This is a genomic window from Mesorhizobium sp. B2-6-1, assembly GCF_006440475.1.
GTDB lineage: Bacteria > Pseudomonadota > Alphaproteobacteria > Rhizobiales > Rhizobiaceae > Mesorhizobium.
This window is the reverse complement of record NZ_VFUH01000002.1, coordinates 265,429-279,926: the sequence shown is the minus strand read 5'-3', so window position 1 is coordinate 279,926 and position 14,498 is coordinate 265,429. Positions and strand designations below refer to the sequence as shown.

The following is a 14,498-nucleotide window of genomic DNA, read 5'->3' as shown; positions in this document are numbered from 1 at the left end:
GCGCGTGCGCTTCCGGTTTGCCGTGGCTTTGATGTTGCGTGGATTCCCTGCCGTTCCCGGAAATGTCCGGCATGCAATAAAAAAGCCCGCTGCCGGGAGGAGGTGGCAGCGGGCTCGATTTCGAATGTGGTGCGGGAGGAGGTGCACCCCACTCAGCGCCGGCATCGCATCTGGGAGGAGTAGATGGCCGACAACCAAAAGCTATGAGTTGCCCAATGATTCGGCAATCGTGAATCGTGCATAGCAGCTGTGCAGATTCGCCGTATCGCTCGCGACGTGATCGGAAGGCCTCGCGGCCCGCGTCACTGCACCGGGACGTTTTCCCGGAAGATCAGCCGCGGCTCGATGAATTTCCGCGTCAGGTAGGGCGCCGATGATGCGATCGAGCCAAGCAGGCGGATGACCGATTGCTCGGCGATCAGCCTGGCATTCTGGTCGATGACGACGTCGGCGAGATCGTCGACGAGATAGCCGCGCGTTTCCCTCGTCAGGTCGTGACAGATGAATACCGGCTTGCGGTTGGGCCTGGCCTCCCGGATGGCCTTGGCAACGCCGGAGCGTCCGGCTCCAATGCAATAGATGCCGAGCAGTTCCGGCTCGTTGCGCAGCGCCTTCATGGTTTCGGCATAGCTGGCACCGGTCTCGTCGTTGATCTCGACGGCGCTGCTGACGCTCAGGTTGGGGAACTCCTCGCCGAGCACGGAGCGGAAACCCATCTCACGTTCCTCATGGCCGCGATAGGAGCGCGAGCCGACCACCATCGCCAACTGGCCCTCGCGGTCGGCGAGGAAGCGCCCCATCAGGAGTGCGGCGGTCCGTCCCGCCACCCGGTTGTCTATGCCGACATAGGCCGAGCGTGGTGCGGCCGGAATATCGGACACCAGCGTCACCAGGCGAATGCCGGCCTCGACGATGTCGCGCAGGATGTTGCGCGTCCTGGGATGATCGACGGCGATGACGCCGACGCCGTTGGCTTTCAGCGACAGGTTTTCGACGGCGGTCTGCAAAGCGTTCGGCGAGATTCCGGCGAGGTTGTGGATCCGGCACGAGGCAACGAGCGGCAGGCGCGAGGCATAATCCTCGATATGCCTGGCCAAATCCTGCATGAAGGCGTTGCTGCCGATCGGCAGGAAGAATTCCAGATTGGCCGGCCGCGAGGGGAGCGTTACCTGATCGGCGACCGGCAGATAGCCGAGCTGCTTAGCGGCCTCCATGACGCGCTGCCGGTTGGCCGCGCTGACCCCCTTCCGGTTGTTGAGCACCCTGTCGACCGTCGCCGTCGACAGTTCGCAGTTCCTGGCGATGTCAGAGACGGTGGCTTTCATGCCGCAACCCTATTGCCGATGCGATGGCACGCCAGACGGGCGATTTGAGCGGCGCCGATCGCGCCCATCGCCCGGATGCCCATTCTGCTGTTTCGCCAGGGATGTTGCGCTCGTCCTCAATGCGACCCCTTGCCATCGGCGATGGCGTCGCGGATCTCCTTGTCCGACATGCCGGTGATGACGCGTTCAACCTCCGCCACGCTGGTCGTCTTGGGGTCGATGTCCCCGGCCACCACCTTGCCGCGCCGCATGACGACGATGCGGTCCACCACCTGGAAGACATGGTGGATGTTGTGCGCGATGAAGATGCAGGAATGGCCGGAATCGCGCGCGCTGCGCACGAAGCTCAGCACGCCCTGGGTTTCGGCGACGCCGAGATTGTTGGTCGGTTCGTCGAGGATGATGAGATCGCTGTCGAAATGCATGGCGCGCGCTATCGCCACCGCCTGGCGCTCGCCGCCGGAGAGCGAGCCGATCGGCGTCGTCGGCGGAATGTTCTTGGAAATGCCGACCTGCTTGAGTAGGTCGCGGGCGACCGTGTTCATCGCCTCCTGGTCCATGCGGTTGAGGAAGCGCGGCGGCTTGATCGGCTCGCGCCCGAGGAACAGATTGCGGGCGATCGACAGCTGCGTGACCAGCGCCGAGTCCTGGTAGATGGTCTCTATGCCGTTGGCGATGGCGTCGCTGGTGTTGCGCAGGTTCACCTTCTTGCCGCGGATGAAGATGTCGCCGCTGGTCAGCGGCACCGCGCCCGACAGCACTTTGATCAGCGTCGACTTGCCGGCGCCATTGTCGCCGAGCAGGCCGACGATCTCGCGCTCGTTGACATGGAAATTGGCGTCCACCAGCGCCTGCACGCGCCCGTAGGACTTGCGGATGTTCTGCATGCGGATCAGTGGCTCGGCCATGGTTCACGTCCCTGCCTGATGCCGGCGTTCCAGCCATGAATGAAGCGCCATCATGCCAAGGATGATCGCGCCGATGAAGATGTTGTAGGCAAGGCCGGGCACGCCGATCAGCACGATGCCGTTGCGCATGACGCGCAGGATAAGGATGCCGAGCACGGTGCCGATGATGGTGCCGCGCCCGCCCGTCAGCGCCGTGCCGCCGATCACCACCATGGCGATGACCTCGAGTTCGTAGCCGGTGCCGCTGTTGGGGTTGGCCGCCGAGGTGCGCAGCGAGGAGATGACGCCGGCAAGCGAGGCCATGACCGAGGACAGCACGAACAGGCCGATCTTGACGCGGCTGACATTGACGCCGCGCGCCCTCGCAGCGTTCGGGTTGCCGCCGGCGGCCTGGATCCAGTTGCCGGTGCGGCTTTGCGTCAGCACATAGCCCAGCGCGATGGCCGCGGCGATGAACCAGAACAGCGACATGTAGATGCGGAACGGGCCGATGAAGAAATCGCCGACCAGCGCCTCCGCCAGCCAACTGCCCTCGGCGCTCCAGGTGCGCTGCGGAAAGCCGTCGGTGACGAACAGCGCGGTGCCGCGCACCACCAGGAGCATGCCGAGCGTGACCAGAAAGGACGGGATCTTGAGCTGCGTGACGAACCAGCCATTGACTAGGCCGATGAAGGCGGCGACCAGCAGCGCGAGGACGAAGCCCATCTCCAGCGAGGTGAGGCCGCTGTTGAACAGCGTCCACATCAGCACCGGCGAGAAGCCGAACAGCGAGCCGACGGAAAGGTCGAATTCGCCCGACGTCATCAGCAACGTCATCGCCAGCGCGATCAGCCCGAGCTCGACCGTGAAGGCCAACGTGTTGGAGATGTTCTGGGGTGACAGGAAGTCGTGGTTGAAACCCCAGAAGACGGCGATCTCGACGACGAGCAGCACGAAGGGGCCGAATTCCGGCCGCGCGATCAGGCCTTGGACAAGCGAACGATTTTCCACGTGTAACCCGCGACTGGTTGGAATGGGCCGGACCATCGGGCCGCATCAAACGGCTCGATACCAGGCGAAAGGGCGGGACGCCGCACGCCCGGTGGACGCGCGGCGCTGGAGATCAGGGGCTATTTGCCGGACAGGATCTTGTCGTAGATCTCGGCGGTGTCTTTCTCATAGAGCGCGCCGGTGATGACGTTGAAGCCCGGGGGAATGCCGCTTGCGGCCATGTTGGCGAGCGACAGCGCGACATAGCTGGTCGCCTGCGGGTCCTGCCACTGGCCGGCATTGACGTAGCCGTTCAGCACTTCCTGGGTGGTGTCGAGCGAGTTGCCCCAGCCGACGACGGGGATTTCGCCGGGCTTGACGCCGACCTGGTCGAACACGCGTTTGATCGAGCCGGTGACGAGGTCGCCAAGGCCGATGATCGCCTTCACCTTGGCCTTGTTAGCGGTGAGATAGTCGACCATGCGGTTGATCACCTCGGCCTGGTCGAGCGTCGCCTCGGTCACCTCATAGGTGATGCCGAGCGGCTCGAACACGCTCTTGATGCCTTCCTCTTCCTGCACGCCATAGGTGGCGCCGGGAATCTCGACAGGCATCCAGACGAAGTCGCCCTTCTTCACCAGGCCCTTGTCGACCAGATACTGCGCCCAGTGCTTGCCGAAGGTGACATTGTCGCCGCCGACATAGGCGTTGAAATTGGCCTTGGGATCGGGCGTGTTGAAATTGATGATCGGAATGTTGGCCGCGCGGGCTTCCTTGACGATCTCGACAAGGCTGCCCGGATCGGGGCTGGTGGTGGTGATGCCGTCGGCCTTGGCCGAGATCGCGGCCCGCACCGCCTCCTGCTGCGAGGCGACGTCGCCATTGTGGAACGAGGTGTTGACGGTATTGCCGGTGTCCTTGGCCCATTGCTTGGCGCCGGCAAGGAAGTAGGTCCAGACCGGATCGGCCGGGCCGCCATGTGAAATCCAGTAGAACGTCTTGGCCTGCGCCGCCGCCGGAATGACCGTCAGCGCGACCAGCAGGCCGTATAGAACCACTCTTAGCCGTGTCAGCATTTGATTTCCTCCCGTTTGAAACTGATCAGTTCGAAACCGCCCTCTTGATCGGGCAAGACCGCGTCCTCCCCGCCAACGCCGTGTTGGATGATCAGAGCATCCTCTTTTTCGACAAATGGCAAGCCTCCGCCTGTCAGTCGTAGTCGGCGCCTGACGGGGCGCCATCAGCGGTCCCATCAGATTGCATCAGTTCGGATGATTTTCGCGGCAGGCGATACCGGCCTCGAGGGTCGCCGGAGCGATGATTGACCGCCCTCGGGCGAACCCAGAGCTAGAGGAGGCCGGCCCTGGCAAGATCGCGCATCAGATGGCTGGCGCCGTAGGTCCAGTGCGGGCAGTCCGGCGACAGTCGCACCCGGTTGACCAGCGCGCCGAATTTCTCCGACGAGATGGTGACGATGTCGCCGACCTTATGGGTGAAACCCTTGCCCTTCTCGCCGCGGTCCTTCGAAGGCACGAACATGGTGCCGAGATAGAGCGCCAGGCCGTCCGGGTACTGGTGATGCGGGCCCATGGCAGCCGCTACGAGCTCTTCGGGAGAGCGGCTGATCTCGGCCATCGAGCTCGCGCCCTCCAGCGAGAACCCGTCCTCACCTTCCACTTTCAGCCGGACCACGGCCCGCTTTACGTCGTCGATGGAGAACGTGCCGTCGAACAGGCGGATGAAGGGGCCGAGCGAGGCGGAGGCGTTGTTGTCCTTGGCCTTGCCGAGCAGCAGCGCGGAGCGCCCTTCGACATCGCGCAGATTTACGTCGTTGCCGATGGTGGCGCCGACGATCCTGCCGCTTGAGGCGGCGATCATGGCGATCTCCGGCTCCGGATTGTTCCAGGTCGAGACGGGATGCAGGCCGACATCGGCGCCGAAGCCGACCGAGGCCATCGGCTGGCATTTGGTGAAGATCTCGGCGTCGGGGCCGATGCCCACTTCCAGATATTGCGACCAGGCGCCGCGTGCGATGAGCTTGGCCTTGATCTCCATCGCTTCCGGCGAACCGGGCTTGAGCTTGGACAGATCGTGGCCGATCAGCCCGGCAATGTCGGCGCGGATGGCGTCGGCCTTTTCCGCCGAACCGCGCGCCTGTTCCTCGATGACGCGTTCCAAAAGGCTGACGACGAAGGTGACGCCCGAGGCCTTGATCGCCTGCAGGTCGACGGGGGAGATGAGATAGGGCCTTGCCGGATCACGCGTGGCTTCGAAACTGTTGGCCGCGATGCCGTCGAGCGAGCCGATCGGCTTGCCCTTGGCCGAGCGCACATAACCGGCCGGATCGGCCATCTCGCAGATATCGCGCACGGTCGGCGCCGTGCTCGACGTGATGTCGAAGACGGTGCCATCACGCACCGTGACCACCAGGGGATGCGAGGCGTCGCTGCTTCTGGCGCGCCCGACAAAAAGGCCTTCGGCGGGCAGATGCATCGGGTTTGTCATGCGTACGGTCCTCTGATCATCAAAAATGCGGCTCGCTGGTTCGGCGCGGCACTTTCACCGGATTCCTGTCAAAGGTCTATCCCGTTTGTGGTGAGCCAGGCGCCATATCTGCCGGCGTCGTCGGCGATTGGCGTACCGCAAGGAAGCACTCCTTCAGGGGTTGGATGCATGCGGCGGTGCGGGAGCCCCAACGCCTGCGTCATTTTTCGGCTTGCGGTTGTTCTCGTTTTGTTCTAATATGCCCAACCTGAGTCAATTGGCGGACGAGATCAGTATGAGTGGGCAACCCGCATTCGGAACCGCGAAGAACGGCCAGGCCTTTTTCCGATGGGAACAGGCCGGGAAGCATTTCCACCGGCTGTTCTTTGCCATCCTCGTCGGCAGCGCGATTGCTGGTCGTCTCGCGCGAAAGGCCATTGCCTTGAACCGTGAGTTCGGATTGCAAGGCTGGCTGGTTCCGGAAAATCACATCCACATCTCGCTTGTCGGGCTCGGCGACCATGAGGAGTACCCGCAGGAGCTGGCAGAGGCCGCCTGTCATATCGGATCGATGATCGTTGCGAAGCCCTTCGAGGTCTCGTTCGATCGCCTGTCGGCTTTTGGCGGTGGTGCACTGGTCCTGCGCGGCAGCGATGGCAATCCGCCGCTGCAGAAGTTCTGGCGTGACCTCACGGCGGTGATCTCGGACAGCCCGCTAAAACCCTTTCTCACCAGGTCCATCGAACCGCATGTTACATTGCTTCGTGATGAAGTGGGCGTTCCCAGCATTCGCGAGCGGTCGATCGATCCGATCGGCTGGACTGTCCGGGATTTTGTGCTGATCCACAGTCTCATTGGGAAGGGCGCCTACAAGCAACCCGGACGTTGGCGGCTGACCGGCCAGGACGATGCACTGCCCGCCATGTGAGAGCCTGGAATCGTCCTCGCATAGTCCGCGCGGTCCATCATCCTGACATGGCATGTCAGCTACCAGACGGCACGACGATGGCAGGCCGCCAACCTTTCCCTATTTGCAATGCGTCTGAACAGGAGGAACACATGACCAACACGGAAATTGCCAAGGATTTCACGGAGCTTCTCAAGCGCGGTGACTACGAAAGTGCTGCCGAGAAATACAACGCCGACGACATCGTCAGCTATGAGGCCATGGAGGGGCCGATGGCCGTCTGCCGCGGCAAGGACGCCGTCAAGCAGAAAGGCCAGTGGTGGCAGGAAAACAACGAAGTCCATGGCGGCTCGGTCGAGGGCCCTTATGTCAACGGCGACCAGTTCGCCGTGCGCTTTACATTTGACATAACGCCCAAGGCCACGGGCCAGCGTGTCACCATGGACGAGGTTGGCCTGTACACGGTCAAGAACGGCAAGATTGCCGAAGAGCGCTTCTATTATTGAGACGGGTTTTCGGCTGTCGGCACATTTCGCCGCATCCTGAGCGGCCAGGATCATGTCCTGGCCGCTATCCGACCTGATGCACATCGTCGTCACGGATCGGCGACCGCGCGCCCGCCATTGAAGAAACTTACTCTTCGATGGTTCTGCCGGGCCGCTGGCAAAGCGCGCCGGGGCTGCTTAATCTGCGGCCAGATTCGAAGTCCGGAAGGCACCTGTTTTGACGATCACCATGTACGGCATCACCACCTGCGACACGATCAGGAAGGCCCGCGTCTGGCTGGATGGCCACGACGTGCCTTACCGGTTCCACGACTATCGGGCCGAAGGCATCGAGGCGGGCAGGCTGGATGGCTGGGTCCGCAAGGTCGGCTGGGAAAAGCTGCTCAATAAGGGCAGCACCACGTTCCGCGAGTTGCCGGACAAGGATAAGCAGGGCCTGGATGAAAAGAAGGCCAAGGCACTGATGCTGGCCAAGCCGACGATGATCAAACGGCCTGTGCTCGAGGTTGGCGACCGCATCCTGGTCGGGTTCAAGCCGGATGTTTATGAGGCGGCGGTGGTCGGGAAGTAGGGCGCGGTACACTCTCAGTTCGTCATCCTAGGGCGGAGCAAGGAGCGAAGCGACGCGGCGCAGACCCTAGGATCCATGCCGTGACTTTTGGGCGTCGCAGCCGTGCAGATTCTGCTCCGTTGCATTTGCGGACGGACGTCACGGCATGGATCCTCGGGTCAAGCCCGAGGATGACGAAGGGACAGGTCACTGTCCTCTCAGATACCCCGCCAGTGCCACGGCATTGTTGTGCGCCTCGTCATGGGCGCCGTAGAGCAGCGTCACCTTGCCGTCGCGGAGCAGGGCGCGCAGTTGCGCCACGGCCTCGCCATTGCCTTCCAGTTCGGCACGATACCGCTTCTGGAACTCGGCCCATCGTTCGGGCTCGTGCCCGAACCACTTGCGCAAGTCGGTACTCGGCGCGATGTCCTTCAGCCATAGCGCCAGCGCGGCATGCTCCTTGCTGACGCCACGTGGCCAGACACGATCGACCAGGACCCGCTGCCCGTCATCGGGCGAGGGTGGTTCATACACCCGTTTGACCGCGATCTCGAAGGCCATCCGCTCTCCTTCGTGCGCTCCCGTCAGGCCCACTCGCCCTTGCGCATGACCGGCACGCGGCTGCCGTCCTTGCCGACGCCGTCGATGTCGATCTTGTCCGAGCCGATCATCCAGTCGATGTGGATGAAGCTCTTGTTGCCGCCGCGCTCCGCGATCTCGGCCTGGCTGAGCGAGGCGCCGTCGACGAAGCACTTCGAATAGCACTGGCCGAGCGCGATGTGGCAGGCGGCGTTTTCGTCGAACAGCGTGTTGAAGAACAACAGGCCGCTCGCCGAGATCGGCGAGGAATGCGGCACCAGCGCCACTTCGCCAAGCCGGCGTGCGCCCTCGTCGGTGTCCAGCACTTTCTTCAGCACGTCCTCGCCCTTCGAAGCCTTCGCCTCGACGATCCTGCCGCCCTCGAAACGCACCGAGATCTCGTCGATCAGCGTGCCCTGGTAGGAGAGCGGCTTGGTCGATGAAACATGGCCTTCCACCCGCCGTGCATGCGGCGTGGTGAAGACCTCCTCGGTCGGGATGTTGGGATTGCAAGTGACGCCGTTCTTGGCGGTGGAGGCGCCGCCCATCCATTCATGGCCGTCGGCCAGCCCGACCGTCAGGTCGGTGCCCGGCCCGGTGAAATGAAGCGCATGGAAAGCATGGCCGTTGAGCCATTCGGTGCGGCTGCGAAGGGCGGCATTGTGCGCCTTCCAGTTGCCGATCGGATCTTCCACGTCCACCCGCGAGGCGGCAAAGATGGCGTCGGCGAGCTTGGCGACCGCAACATCGTCGGCATCATCGGGGAAGACCTGCTTGGCCCAGGCGAGATCGGGACAGGCGACGATGTTCCAGTTGATGTCGAAGCCGGTGATCTTTTCCAGCGCCGGCTGGTAGGCCATCGAATTGGCCTTGTTGGCGCGCGCCACGTTCGCCGGGTCCTGCGCCGACAGGAGCGAGGGATCTTCGCCGCGCACGGCAAGTCGCGCCGCATTGTTGGAGAAGGCTTTGGCCATGCCTTCATAGAGCCAGCCGGCGGCGCGGTCGAAGCCGGCGTCGGCGCCATAGCGAAAGCGCGCCAGCGTGATCTCGTCATCGTTGAAGATCGGCGTCACCAGCCCCGCGCCGGCCTTGTAGGCATGCTCGACGATGCGCCGGGTCAGCGGCAGCGCGGCGATGGAGGAGGTCAGCACCAGGTCCTGCCCGGGCTGCAATTGCAGCCCCACCTTGATGGCGACTTCGGCCAGCCTGTCGAGCTTCACCGGGTCGATCGTTGCGGAAACGCCGCGCGAATGTGTGGTCATGATCCTGCCTGCCGTAGTTTGATGTCGGACTCTACATAGACCGGCGCCACGGTGCTTTCCACCGTGATCGCATCGGTCGTGCCCGTCTTCGCGGAGCCGAACCGCGCCATCGTCGCCTCGATCTCTTCCCTGATCCAGAGCTTGAAATCCCGGACCTTGCGGCTTTCGGCCTTGGCGGCGGAGGTCACCAGCCAATAGCCAAGCCCGCTCTGGGCGCGGATCCCGAACGGCGCGACGAGCCGCCCGTCGGCCAGCGCGTCGGCGGCGAGCAACTGCCAGCCCAGCATCACGCCATGGCCGGCAATCGCCGATTCCAGGCAAAGCATCGGATCGGTGAAGCGCGCGCCCTTCAGGAAGGTGACGGGTTCGACACCGGCGGCGTCGAACCAGCTTTCCCAGTTGATCATCGCCCGTTCGTCGGTGATCGCGCAGGTCTGGGCAAGGTCTTCGATCGATTTCAGTTTCTTCGCTATCGAGGGCGCGCAGACCGGGAACACCTCTTGTGCCAAAAGCAACTCCGCCTTGCTGGCCGGCCATGTGCCGTCGCCAAGCCGGATGGCGATATCGATATCGGAATGGTCGAGGTCGGCCAGCCGCACCGAGGCGTCGATGCGCAACAGCACGTTGGGATGCCGGGTGAAGTGATGCGACAGCCGCGGCAGCAGCCATTTCGAGGCGAATGCCGGCGCCACGGAAACCACCAGCGTGCATTGTCGCGCCTCGTCGGCCAGCGCCACGGCCTGGGTGAGCTCGCGGAAACCCGCGCCGAGGCGCATCGCGAACATGGCGCCGAATTCCGTCAGGACCAGCCCCTTGGCCGTTCGCTCGAACACGGCCTGGCCGAGCTGCTGCTCCGCGCGCTTTATCTGCTGGCTGACGGCGCTGGCCGAAACGTTGAGTTCGCCGGCGGCCGCGGCGAGCGAGCCGAGACGGGCGACGGTCTCCACGGCGCGAAGGCCGTTGAGGTGGACGCGGTTGAGCATGGCCATTGAGTTTTTCTAAACCAGCGGGGCTGAAATCTCAATTGAAAGTGATGCCGAAAGCGCAGACTTTATTCACGGGACAGGCCTGCGGAGGCTGACATGTTGAGGCTGTTATCGTCGCTCAAGATAGTATTCCCTGTGCACGAGCCGCCAGACGGCTGCGAAATGGTCGCCTGGCTGGCCGATCCGCTTGCGCATCCCGTGCTCGACGCCATGTCGGAGCGTGAGCTCGGCGACATGCCGTTCCGGCTGACGGCGCGACGCACCGCCCACGAGACGGCGCAAGCGGGCTGCCGCTGATTGGTGCTGACGGTCCGGCGCCTGGCCCAACGCAAGCGCGTTGTGTCGCCGGTCTTCGCACTTATTGTGCACCGCGATGACATCCGCCACCTCAACAGCGCTGCGGTTCGCTTTCGCCGGCATGATCGCCATGGCTGTCGCCATGGGCATTGGTCGTTTCGTCTATACGCCGATCCTGCCCGGCATGATGGAAGAACTCCATCTGTCGGCGGCCGATGCGGGCTGGATCGCGTCAGCCAATTATCTCGGCTACCTCGCCGGCGCCTTCGCCGCGGCGGGCGGCTGGGCGCATGGACGCGAGCGCCTGCTGATGCTGGCCGGCCTCGGCGCCAGCGCCTTGCTTGCCGCGCTGATGGGCTTGTCGGATACGATCGCCGCCTTTCTCGTCATCCGCTTTCTTGCAGGCCTGGCCAGCGCCTTCGTCATGGTGTTCCTGGCCAGCATTGTTTTCAGCCATCTTGCCGCGGCCGGCCGCAGCGATCTGCAGGCGTGGCATTTCGGCGGCGTCGGCCTCGGCATCGCCCTGTCCTCGGTGCTGATGGCGGCCCTGGTCAGCGAACATGCCGGCTGGGCGGCGGGCTGGCTGTGGTCGGCGGCGATCTCGGCTTGTGGCTTCGTCGTGGTGGCGCTGTTGGTGGACAGCGGTCCGCTGGCCAGCGGCGATACCGGCCGCGAGCCGGCGCTGCCAAAAGACCGCTCGCTGACCAAGGTGATCGTCGCTTACGGCTTGTTCGGCTTCGGCTACGTGGTAACGGCGACCTTTCTTGTCGCCATTGTCCGGCAAGGCGGCGGCGGACGCGTGTTCGAGGCGGTGGTCTGGATGGTCACCGGTCTTGCCGGCTTTCCCTCGGTCTGGCTCTGGCAGAAGATATCGGCGCGGATCGGCCTTTACGCGACCTATGCGCTGGGATGTTTCGTCGAGGTCGTCGGCATTGTCGCAAGCGTCGCGGTGGGCGGGCGCACCGGGCCGCTGCTCGGCGGCCTGCTCGTTGGCGGCACGTTCATTGCCATCACCGCGATCGGCCTGCAGACCGCGCGGCAACTGGCGCCACAAGCTCCCCGGCGGACCTTCGCCTTGATGACGGCTTCGTTCGGTCTTGGCCAGATCATCGGCCCGATTGCCGCCGGGCTCCTGGCGCAGGCGTCGGGCGATTTCTTCCTTGCCTCGATCGCCGCCGCGGCCGTTCTGGTCGCCTCCGGCGTCATCATATGGTCGGCCGCGCCAAAATCGCCATGATTGTGGGTTTGCTCGGTGCCGGGCATCGGGCATGGGCATTTTCTTTCCCCCTAATGTGTGACTTTATGCCCGCTGAACTCAGCTGATTTGCGCAAAAACCGAGGAATTCGCCACAGTGTTCGTATCCTTCTTCCCGCAGCCGAAGCTGTTTTTCTCTTCGGCCGCCGTCTGGAGCCTTGCGGCGATCCTGTTCTGGTTTTTCGGGGGTGAGCAACTGGGCGCCGTCTTCGGCCTGCCGCCGGCAGCAGCCGGTGCACCGCCCATTATCGGCATCGCCGTCCTCGTCTCGAAGCCGTTTCTCTGGTTCTACATCTACTTCGCGTTTTGCGTGGTCGCTTTCTATGCGTTCTGGAGCTGGTATTCGCCGCATCCGTGGCAACGTTGGTCTATCCTGATGACGGCGGTCATCCTGTTCTTCATCTATTTCAATGTGCAGGTCAGCGTCGCCGTCAATGCCTGGTACGGCCCCTTTTTCGACTATGTGCAGGGGCTGATGTCGGGCACCGGAAAATCGACCAACGCCGAATTCTACATTGGGCTGGCCGATTTCTCGTGGCTTGCGCTGGTCGGCATGAACGTGCAGGTGGTCAACGCCTTCATCGTCAGCCACTGGATCTTCCGCTGGCGCACGGCGATGAACAACTATTTCGTCGAGAACTGGGGCAGGCTGCGCCACATCGAGGGCGCCTCGCAACGTATCCAGGAGGACACGATGCGGTTTTCCCAGATCATGGAAGATCTGGGTTCCAGCTTCGTCCAGTCGATCATGACGCTGATCGCCTTCCTGCCGGTCATGATCCAGTTGCAGGCCCATATAACCGAGTTGCCGATCATCGGCGCGATCCCCCAGCCATTGGTGGTGGCGGCACTGGCCTGGTGTCTGTTCGGAACGATTTCGGTCATGATTGCCGGCATGAAGCTTCCAGGGCTGCAGTTCCGCAACCAGCGCGTGGAGGCGGCCTACCGCAAGGAGCTCGTTTACGGCGAGGATCATGCCGACCGGGCCCAGCCCGCCACCACCGCCGCGCTGTTCGCCAATGTTCGCCACAATTATTTCCGGCTGTATTTCCACTACATCTATTTCAATGTCGTCCGGTACACCTACCTGCAGGCCGACAATATTTTCTCGCTGCTGATCCTCGGGCCGTCGCTGGTCGCCCACAAGATAACGTTCGGCGCGCTGAACCAGATTTCGAATGCATTCGGCAAGGTGACGGGTTCTTTGCAGTTCCTGCTCACCTCCTGGTCGACCATCGTCGAACTGCAATCGGTGCATAAGCGCCTGCGCGCCTTCGAGGCGACGCTGCAGGGCGAGCCGCTGCCGGAAATCGACCAGCGCTATCTGGCGCGGCAAGGCGCCGAGGATCCCGCTTAAGTCAGGAAAGACCTGGGTGCGAAACGGGTCGGCGGCTCAGCCGCCGACGGAAGCCTGCTTCTGGCCAGAACCCTGCCGCGAGATGTAATCGCGAAAACTGATGCATTCGACGTCTGATTTGACGCAGACCTCGCCGGCAAAACGCTCCAGCGCGTTCCAGTAGGCGCCGTCATTCATCAGCACGAAATGGAAGCCGAGTTGCAGCGGAACGCGCTTGCCCCGGTATTGATCCTCGAAGGCGGCGCGGAAAGCCTGGTAGGTGCGGTCCGCGAACTCGCCTGCCTTGCTCGGCCGCTCGAAGCCGCCGGAATGCCTGACATAGAGATTGTAGTCCATGGCGATCACCGGCCGCGATTTCGGTCCTTCCGGGATCTGCGGCAGTGAAAAGCGCGCGAGGCCGGCGGTGGTCGGCGGCTGGACCGGGCCGCGCGAGACGCCGCTGGCGTCGAACCGGTAACCGGCGGCGGGCAGCGCCTCGTAGAGCGCCTTGCTCGTCGACAGATAGGGCGCGCGGAAGCCAACCACCGCATGCCGCGCGAAATCGCGCCAGCCGGTCGGCTCGGGCTCGATGCCGTTGATCGCATAGGCGTTTTCGAGGATGTGCTCGAACGAGGCGAACTCCTTCAGCCAGTCGGCCTTGCTCCAGCCCTTGCCGTCGAAATGGCCGCAGCCATGACTGGCGATGTCATGGCCTTCCGATGCCGCAAGCCCGATCTGCTCCAGCCGCTGGCTCACTTCCTGCGTCGAGGCGGCGAAGCCGATGTTGGATTTGCCCGATGTCTTGCCCGGCGCGGTGTATTGGCTGCGCGTTTCGGGTGACAGCAGGAAGACACAGGAGAGGAAATAGGTGAAATGCGCTCCGGTGCGCTTCGCCAGCGCCCGGCTGCGCTTCCATTGCGAGATGTCGCGGGCGCTGTCGAAGGAGATGATGACGACCTGCTTCGGCCTTGCCGGCAAAGGCGCCCGCGAGCCGGGTGGATCGGCGAAAGCCGCACCGGCCGTGGCAAGCGAAGCGAGACAGAACGCGGCAACGCGAGACGAAAAGGATATTGGCAACAGCTACTGACCCCGGGCGGTTTTGGCCCCGCTATAGCGCAAATGTGGCGTGGGTGC

The 14,498-nt window shown here is 63.5% G+C and carries 15 protein-coding genes; 6 read left to right on the top strand and 9 right to left on the bottom strand.

The window, feature by feature from the left end:
- Positions 1-302: 302 nt before the first annotated feature.
- The 5 genes from FJ443_RS06075 to FJ443_RS06055 all read right to left on the bottom strand — a co-directional run bounded on the left by FJ443_RS06075 (position 303) and on the right by FJ443_RS06055 (position 5,707).
- Positions 303-1,325, bottom strand: coding sequence for a LacI family DNA-binding transcriptional regulator (locus tag FJ443_RS06075; protein ID WP_140514733.1), 1,023 nt, complete (start codon positions 1,323-1,325; stop codon positions 303-305).
- A gap of 116 nt (positions 1,326-1,441) precedes the next feature.
- The gene (locus FJ443_RS06070; protein ID WP_140497927.1) at positions 1,442-2,233 is read right to left on the bottom strand and encodes an ATP-binding cassette domain-containing protein; all 792 of its coding nucleotides are present in this window, start codon (positions 2,231-2,233) and stop codon (positions 1,442-1,444) included.
- Positions 2,234-2,236: 3 nt separating this feature from the next.
- Complete coding sequence (locus tag FJ443_RS06065; protein ID WP_140497929.1) at positions 2,237-3,223, bottom strand: ABC transporter permease; 987 nt, start codon at positions 3,221-3,223, stop codon at positions 2,237-2,239.
- 119 nt (positions 3,224-3,342) lie between these two features.
- Positions 3,343-4,278, bottom strand: coding sequence for a substrate-binding domain-containing protein (locus FJ443_RS06060; RefSeq protein WP_140497931.1), 936 nt, complete (start codon positions 4,276-4,278; stop codon positions 3,343-3,345).
- A 271-nt stretch (positions 4,279-4,549) separates the two neighbouring features.
- On the bottom strand, positions 4,550-5,707 hold the full coding sequence (locus FJ443_RS06055; RefSeq protein ID WP_140520842.1) for a fumarylacetoacetate hydrolase family protein: 1,158 nt from the start codon (positions 5,705-5,707) through the stop codon (positions 4,550-4,552).
- Positions 5,708-5,981: 274 nt separating this feature from the next.
- Here FJ443_RS06055 and FJ443_RS06050 point away from each other — a divergent pair, with 274 nt between their 5' ends.
- The 3 genes from FJ443_RS06050 (at position 5,982) to FJ443_RS06040 (ending at position 7,670) form a co-directional block, all read left to right on the top strand.
- The gene (locus FJ443_RS06050) at positions 5,982-6,614 is read left to right on the top strand and encodes a 2'-5' RNA ligase family protein (RefSeq protein ID WP_140514736.1); all 633 of its coding nucleotides are present in this window, start codon (positions 5,982-5,984) and stop codon (positions 6,612-6,614) included.
- A gap of 131 nt (positions 6,615-6,745) precedes the next feature.
- Positions 6,746-7,099 (top strand): nuclear transport factor 2 family protein, encoded by a 354-nt coding sequence (locus FJ443_RS06045; RefSeq protein WP_140497937.1) that lies wholly within the window; start codon positions 6,746-6,748, stop codon positions 7,097-7,099.
- 217 nt (positions 7,100-7,316) lie between these two features.
- Positions 7,317-7,670, top strand: coding sequence for an ArsC family reductase (locus FJ443_RS06040; RefSeq protein WP_140663088.1), 354 nt, complete (start codon positions 7,317-7,319; stop codon positions 7,668-7,670).
- Between the two features lie 186 nt (positions 7,671-7,856).
- Here the strand turns inward: FJ443_RS06040 and FJ443_RS06035 are convergent, their stop codons facing one another.
- The 3 genes from FJ443_RS06035 to FJ443_RS06025 are packed head-to-tail and all read right to left on the bottom strand — an operon-like array spanning position 7,857 to position 10,479.
- Positions 7,857-8,210 carry a DUF488 domain-containing protein gene (locus FJ443_RS06035; RefSeq protein WP_140559348.1) on the bottom strand — a complete coding sequence of 118 codons (354 nt, stop codon included), beginning with the start codon at positions 8,208-8,210 and terminating at the stop codon, positions 7,857-7,859.
- 23 nt (positions 8,211-8,233) lie between these two features.
- The gene (locus tag FJ443_RS06030; RefSeq protein WP_140663086.1) at positions 8,234-9,490 is read right to left on the bottom strand and encodes an aminopeptidase; all 1,257 of its coding nucleotides are present in this window, start codon (positions 9,488-9,490) and stop codon (positions 8,234-8,236) included.
- The gene (locus FJ443_RS06025; protein WP_140663084.1) at positions 9,487-10,479 is read right to left on the bottom strand and encodes a LysR substrate-binding domain-containing protein; all 993 of its coding nucleotides are present in this window, start codon (positions 10,477-10,479) and stop codon (positions 9,487-9,489) included. Before FJ443_RS06025 ends, FJ443_RS06030 begins: the two co-directional genes overlap by 4 nt.
- Positions 10,480-10,572: 93 nt before the next feature.
- Between FJ443_RS06025 and FJ443_RS06020 the strand changes: the two genes are divergently transcribed.
- The 3 genes from FJ443_RS06020 to sbmA all read left to right on the top strand — a co-directional run bounded on the left by FJ443_RS06020 (position 10,573) and on the right by sbmA (position 13,385).
- Complete coding sequence (locus FJ443_RS06020) at positions 10,573-10,773, top strand: hypothetical protein (protein WP_140520836.1); 201 nt, start codon at positions 10,573-10,575, stop codon at positions 10,771-10,773.
- A 76-nt stretch (positions 10,774-10,849) separates the two neighbouring features.
- On the top strand, positions 10,850-12,010 hold the full coding sequence (locus FJ443_RS06015) for a YbfB/YjiJ family MFS transporter (protein ID WP_140520835.1): 1,161 nt from the start codon (positions 10,850-10,852) through the stop codon (positions 12,008-12,010).
- 115 nt (positions 12,011-12,125) lie between these two features.
- Positions 12,126-13,385: a peptide antibiotic transporter SbmA gene (sbmA, locus tag FJ443_RS06010; protein WP_140497950.1), complete on the top strand. Its 1,260-nt coding sequence runs from the start codon at positions 12,126-12,128 to the stop codon at positions 13,383-13,385.
- A gap of 36 nt (positions 13,386-13,421) precedes the next feature.
- On the opposite strand, the gene FJ443_RS06005 is transcribed toward sbmA, so the two are convergent.
- Positions 13,422-14,435, bottom strand: coding sequence for a polysaccharide deacetylase (locus FJ443_RS06005; RefSeq protein WP_140663391.1), 1,014 nt, complete (start codon positions 14,433-14,435; stop codon positions 13,422-13,424).
- Positions 14,436-14,498: the final 63 nt, after the last annotated feature.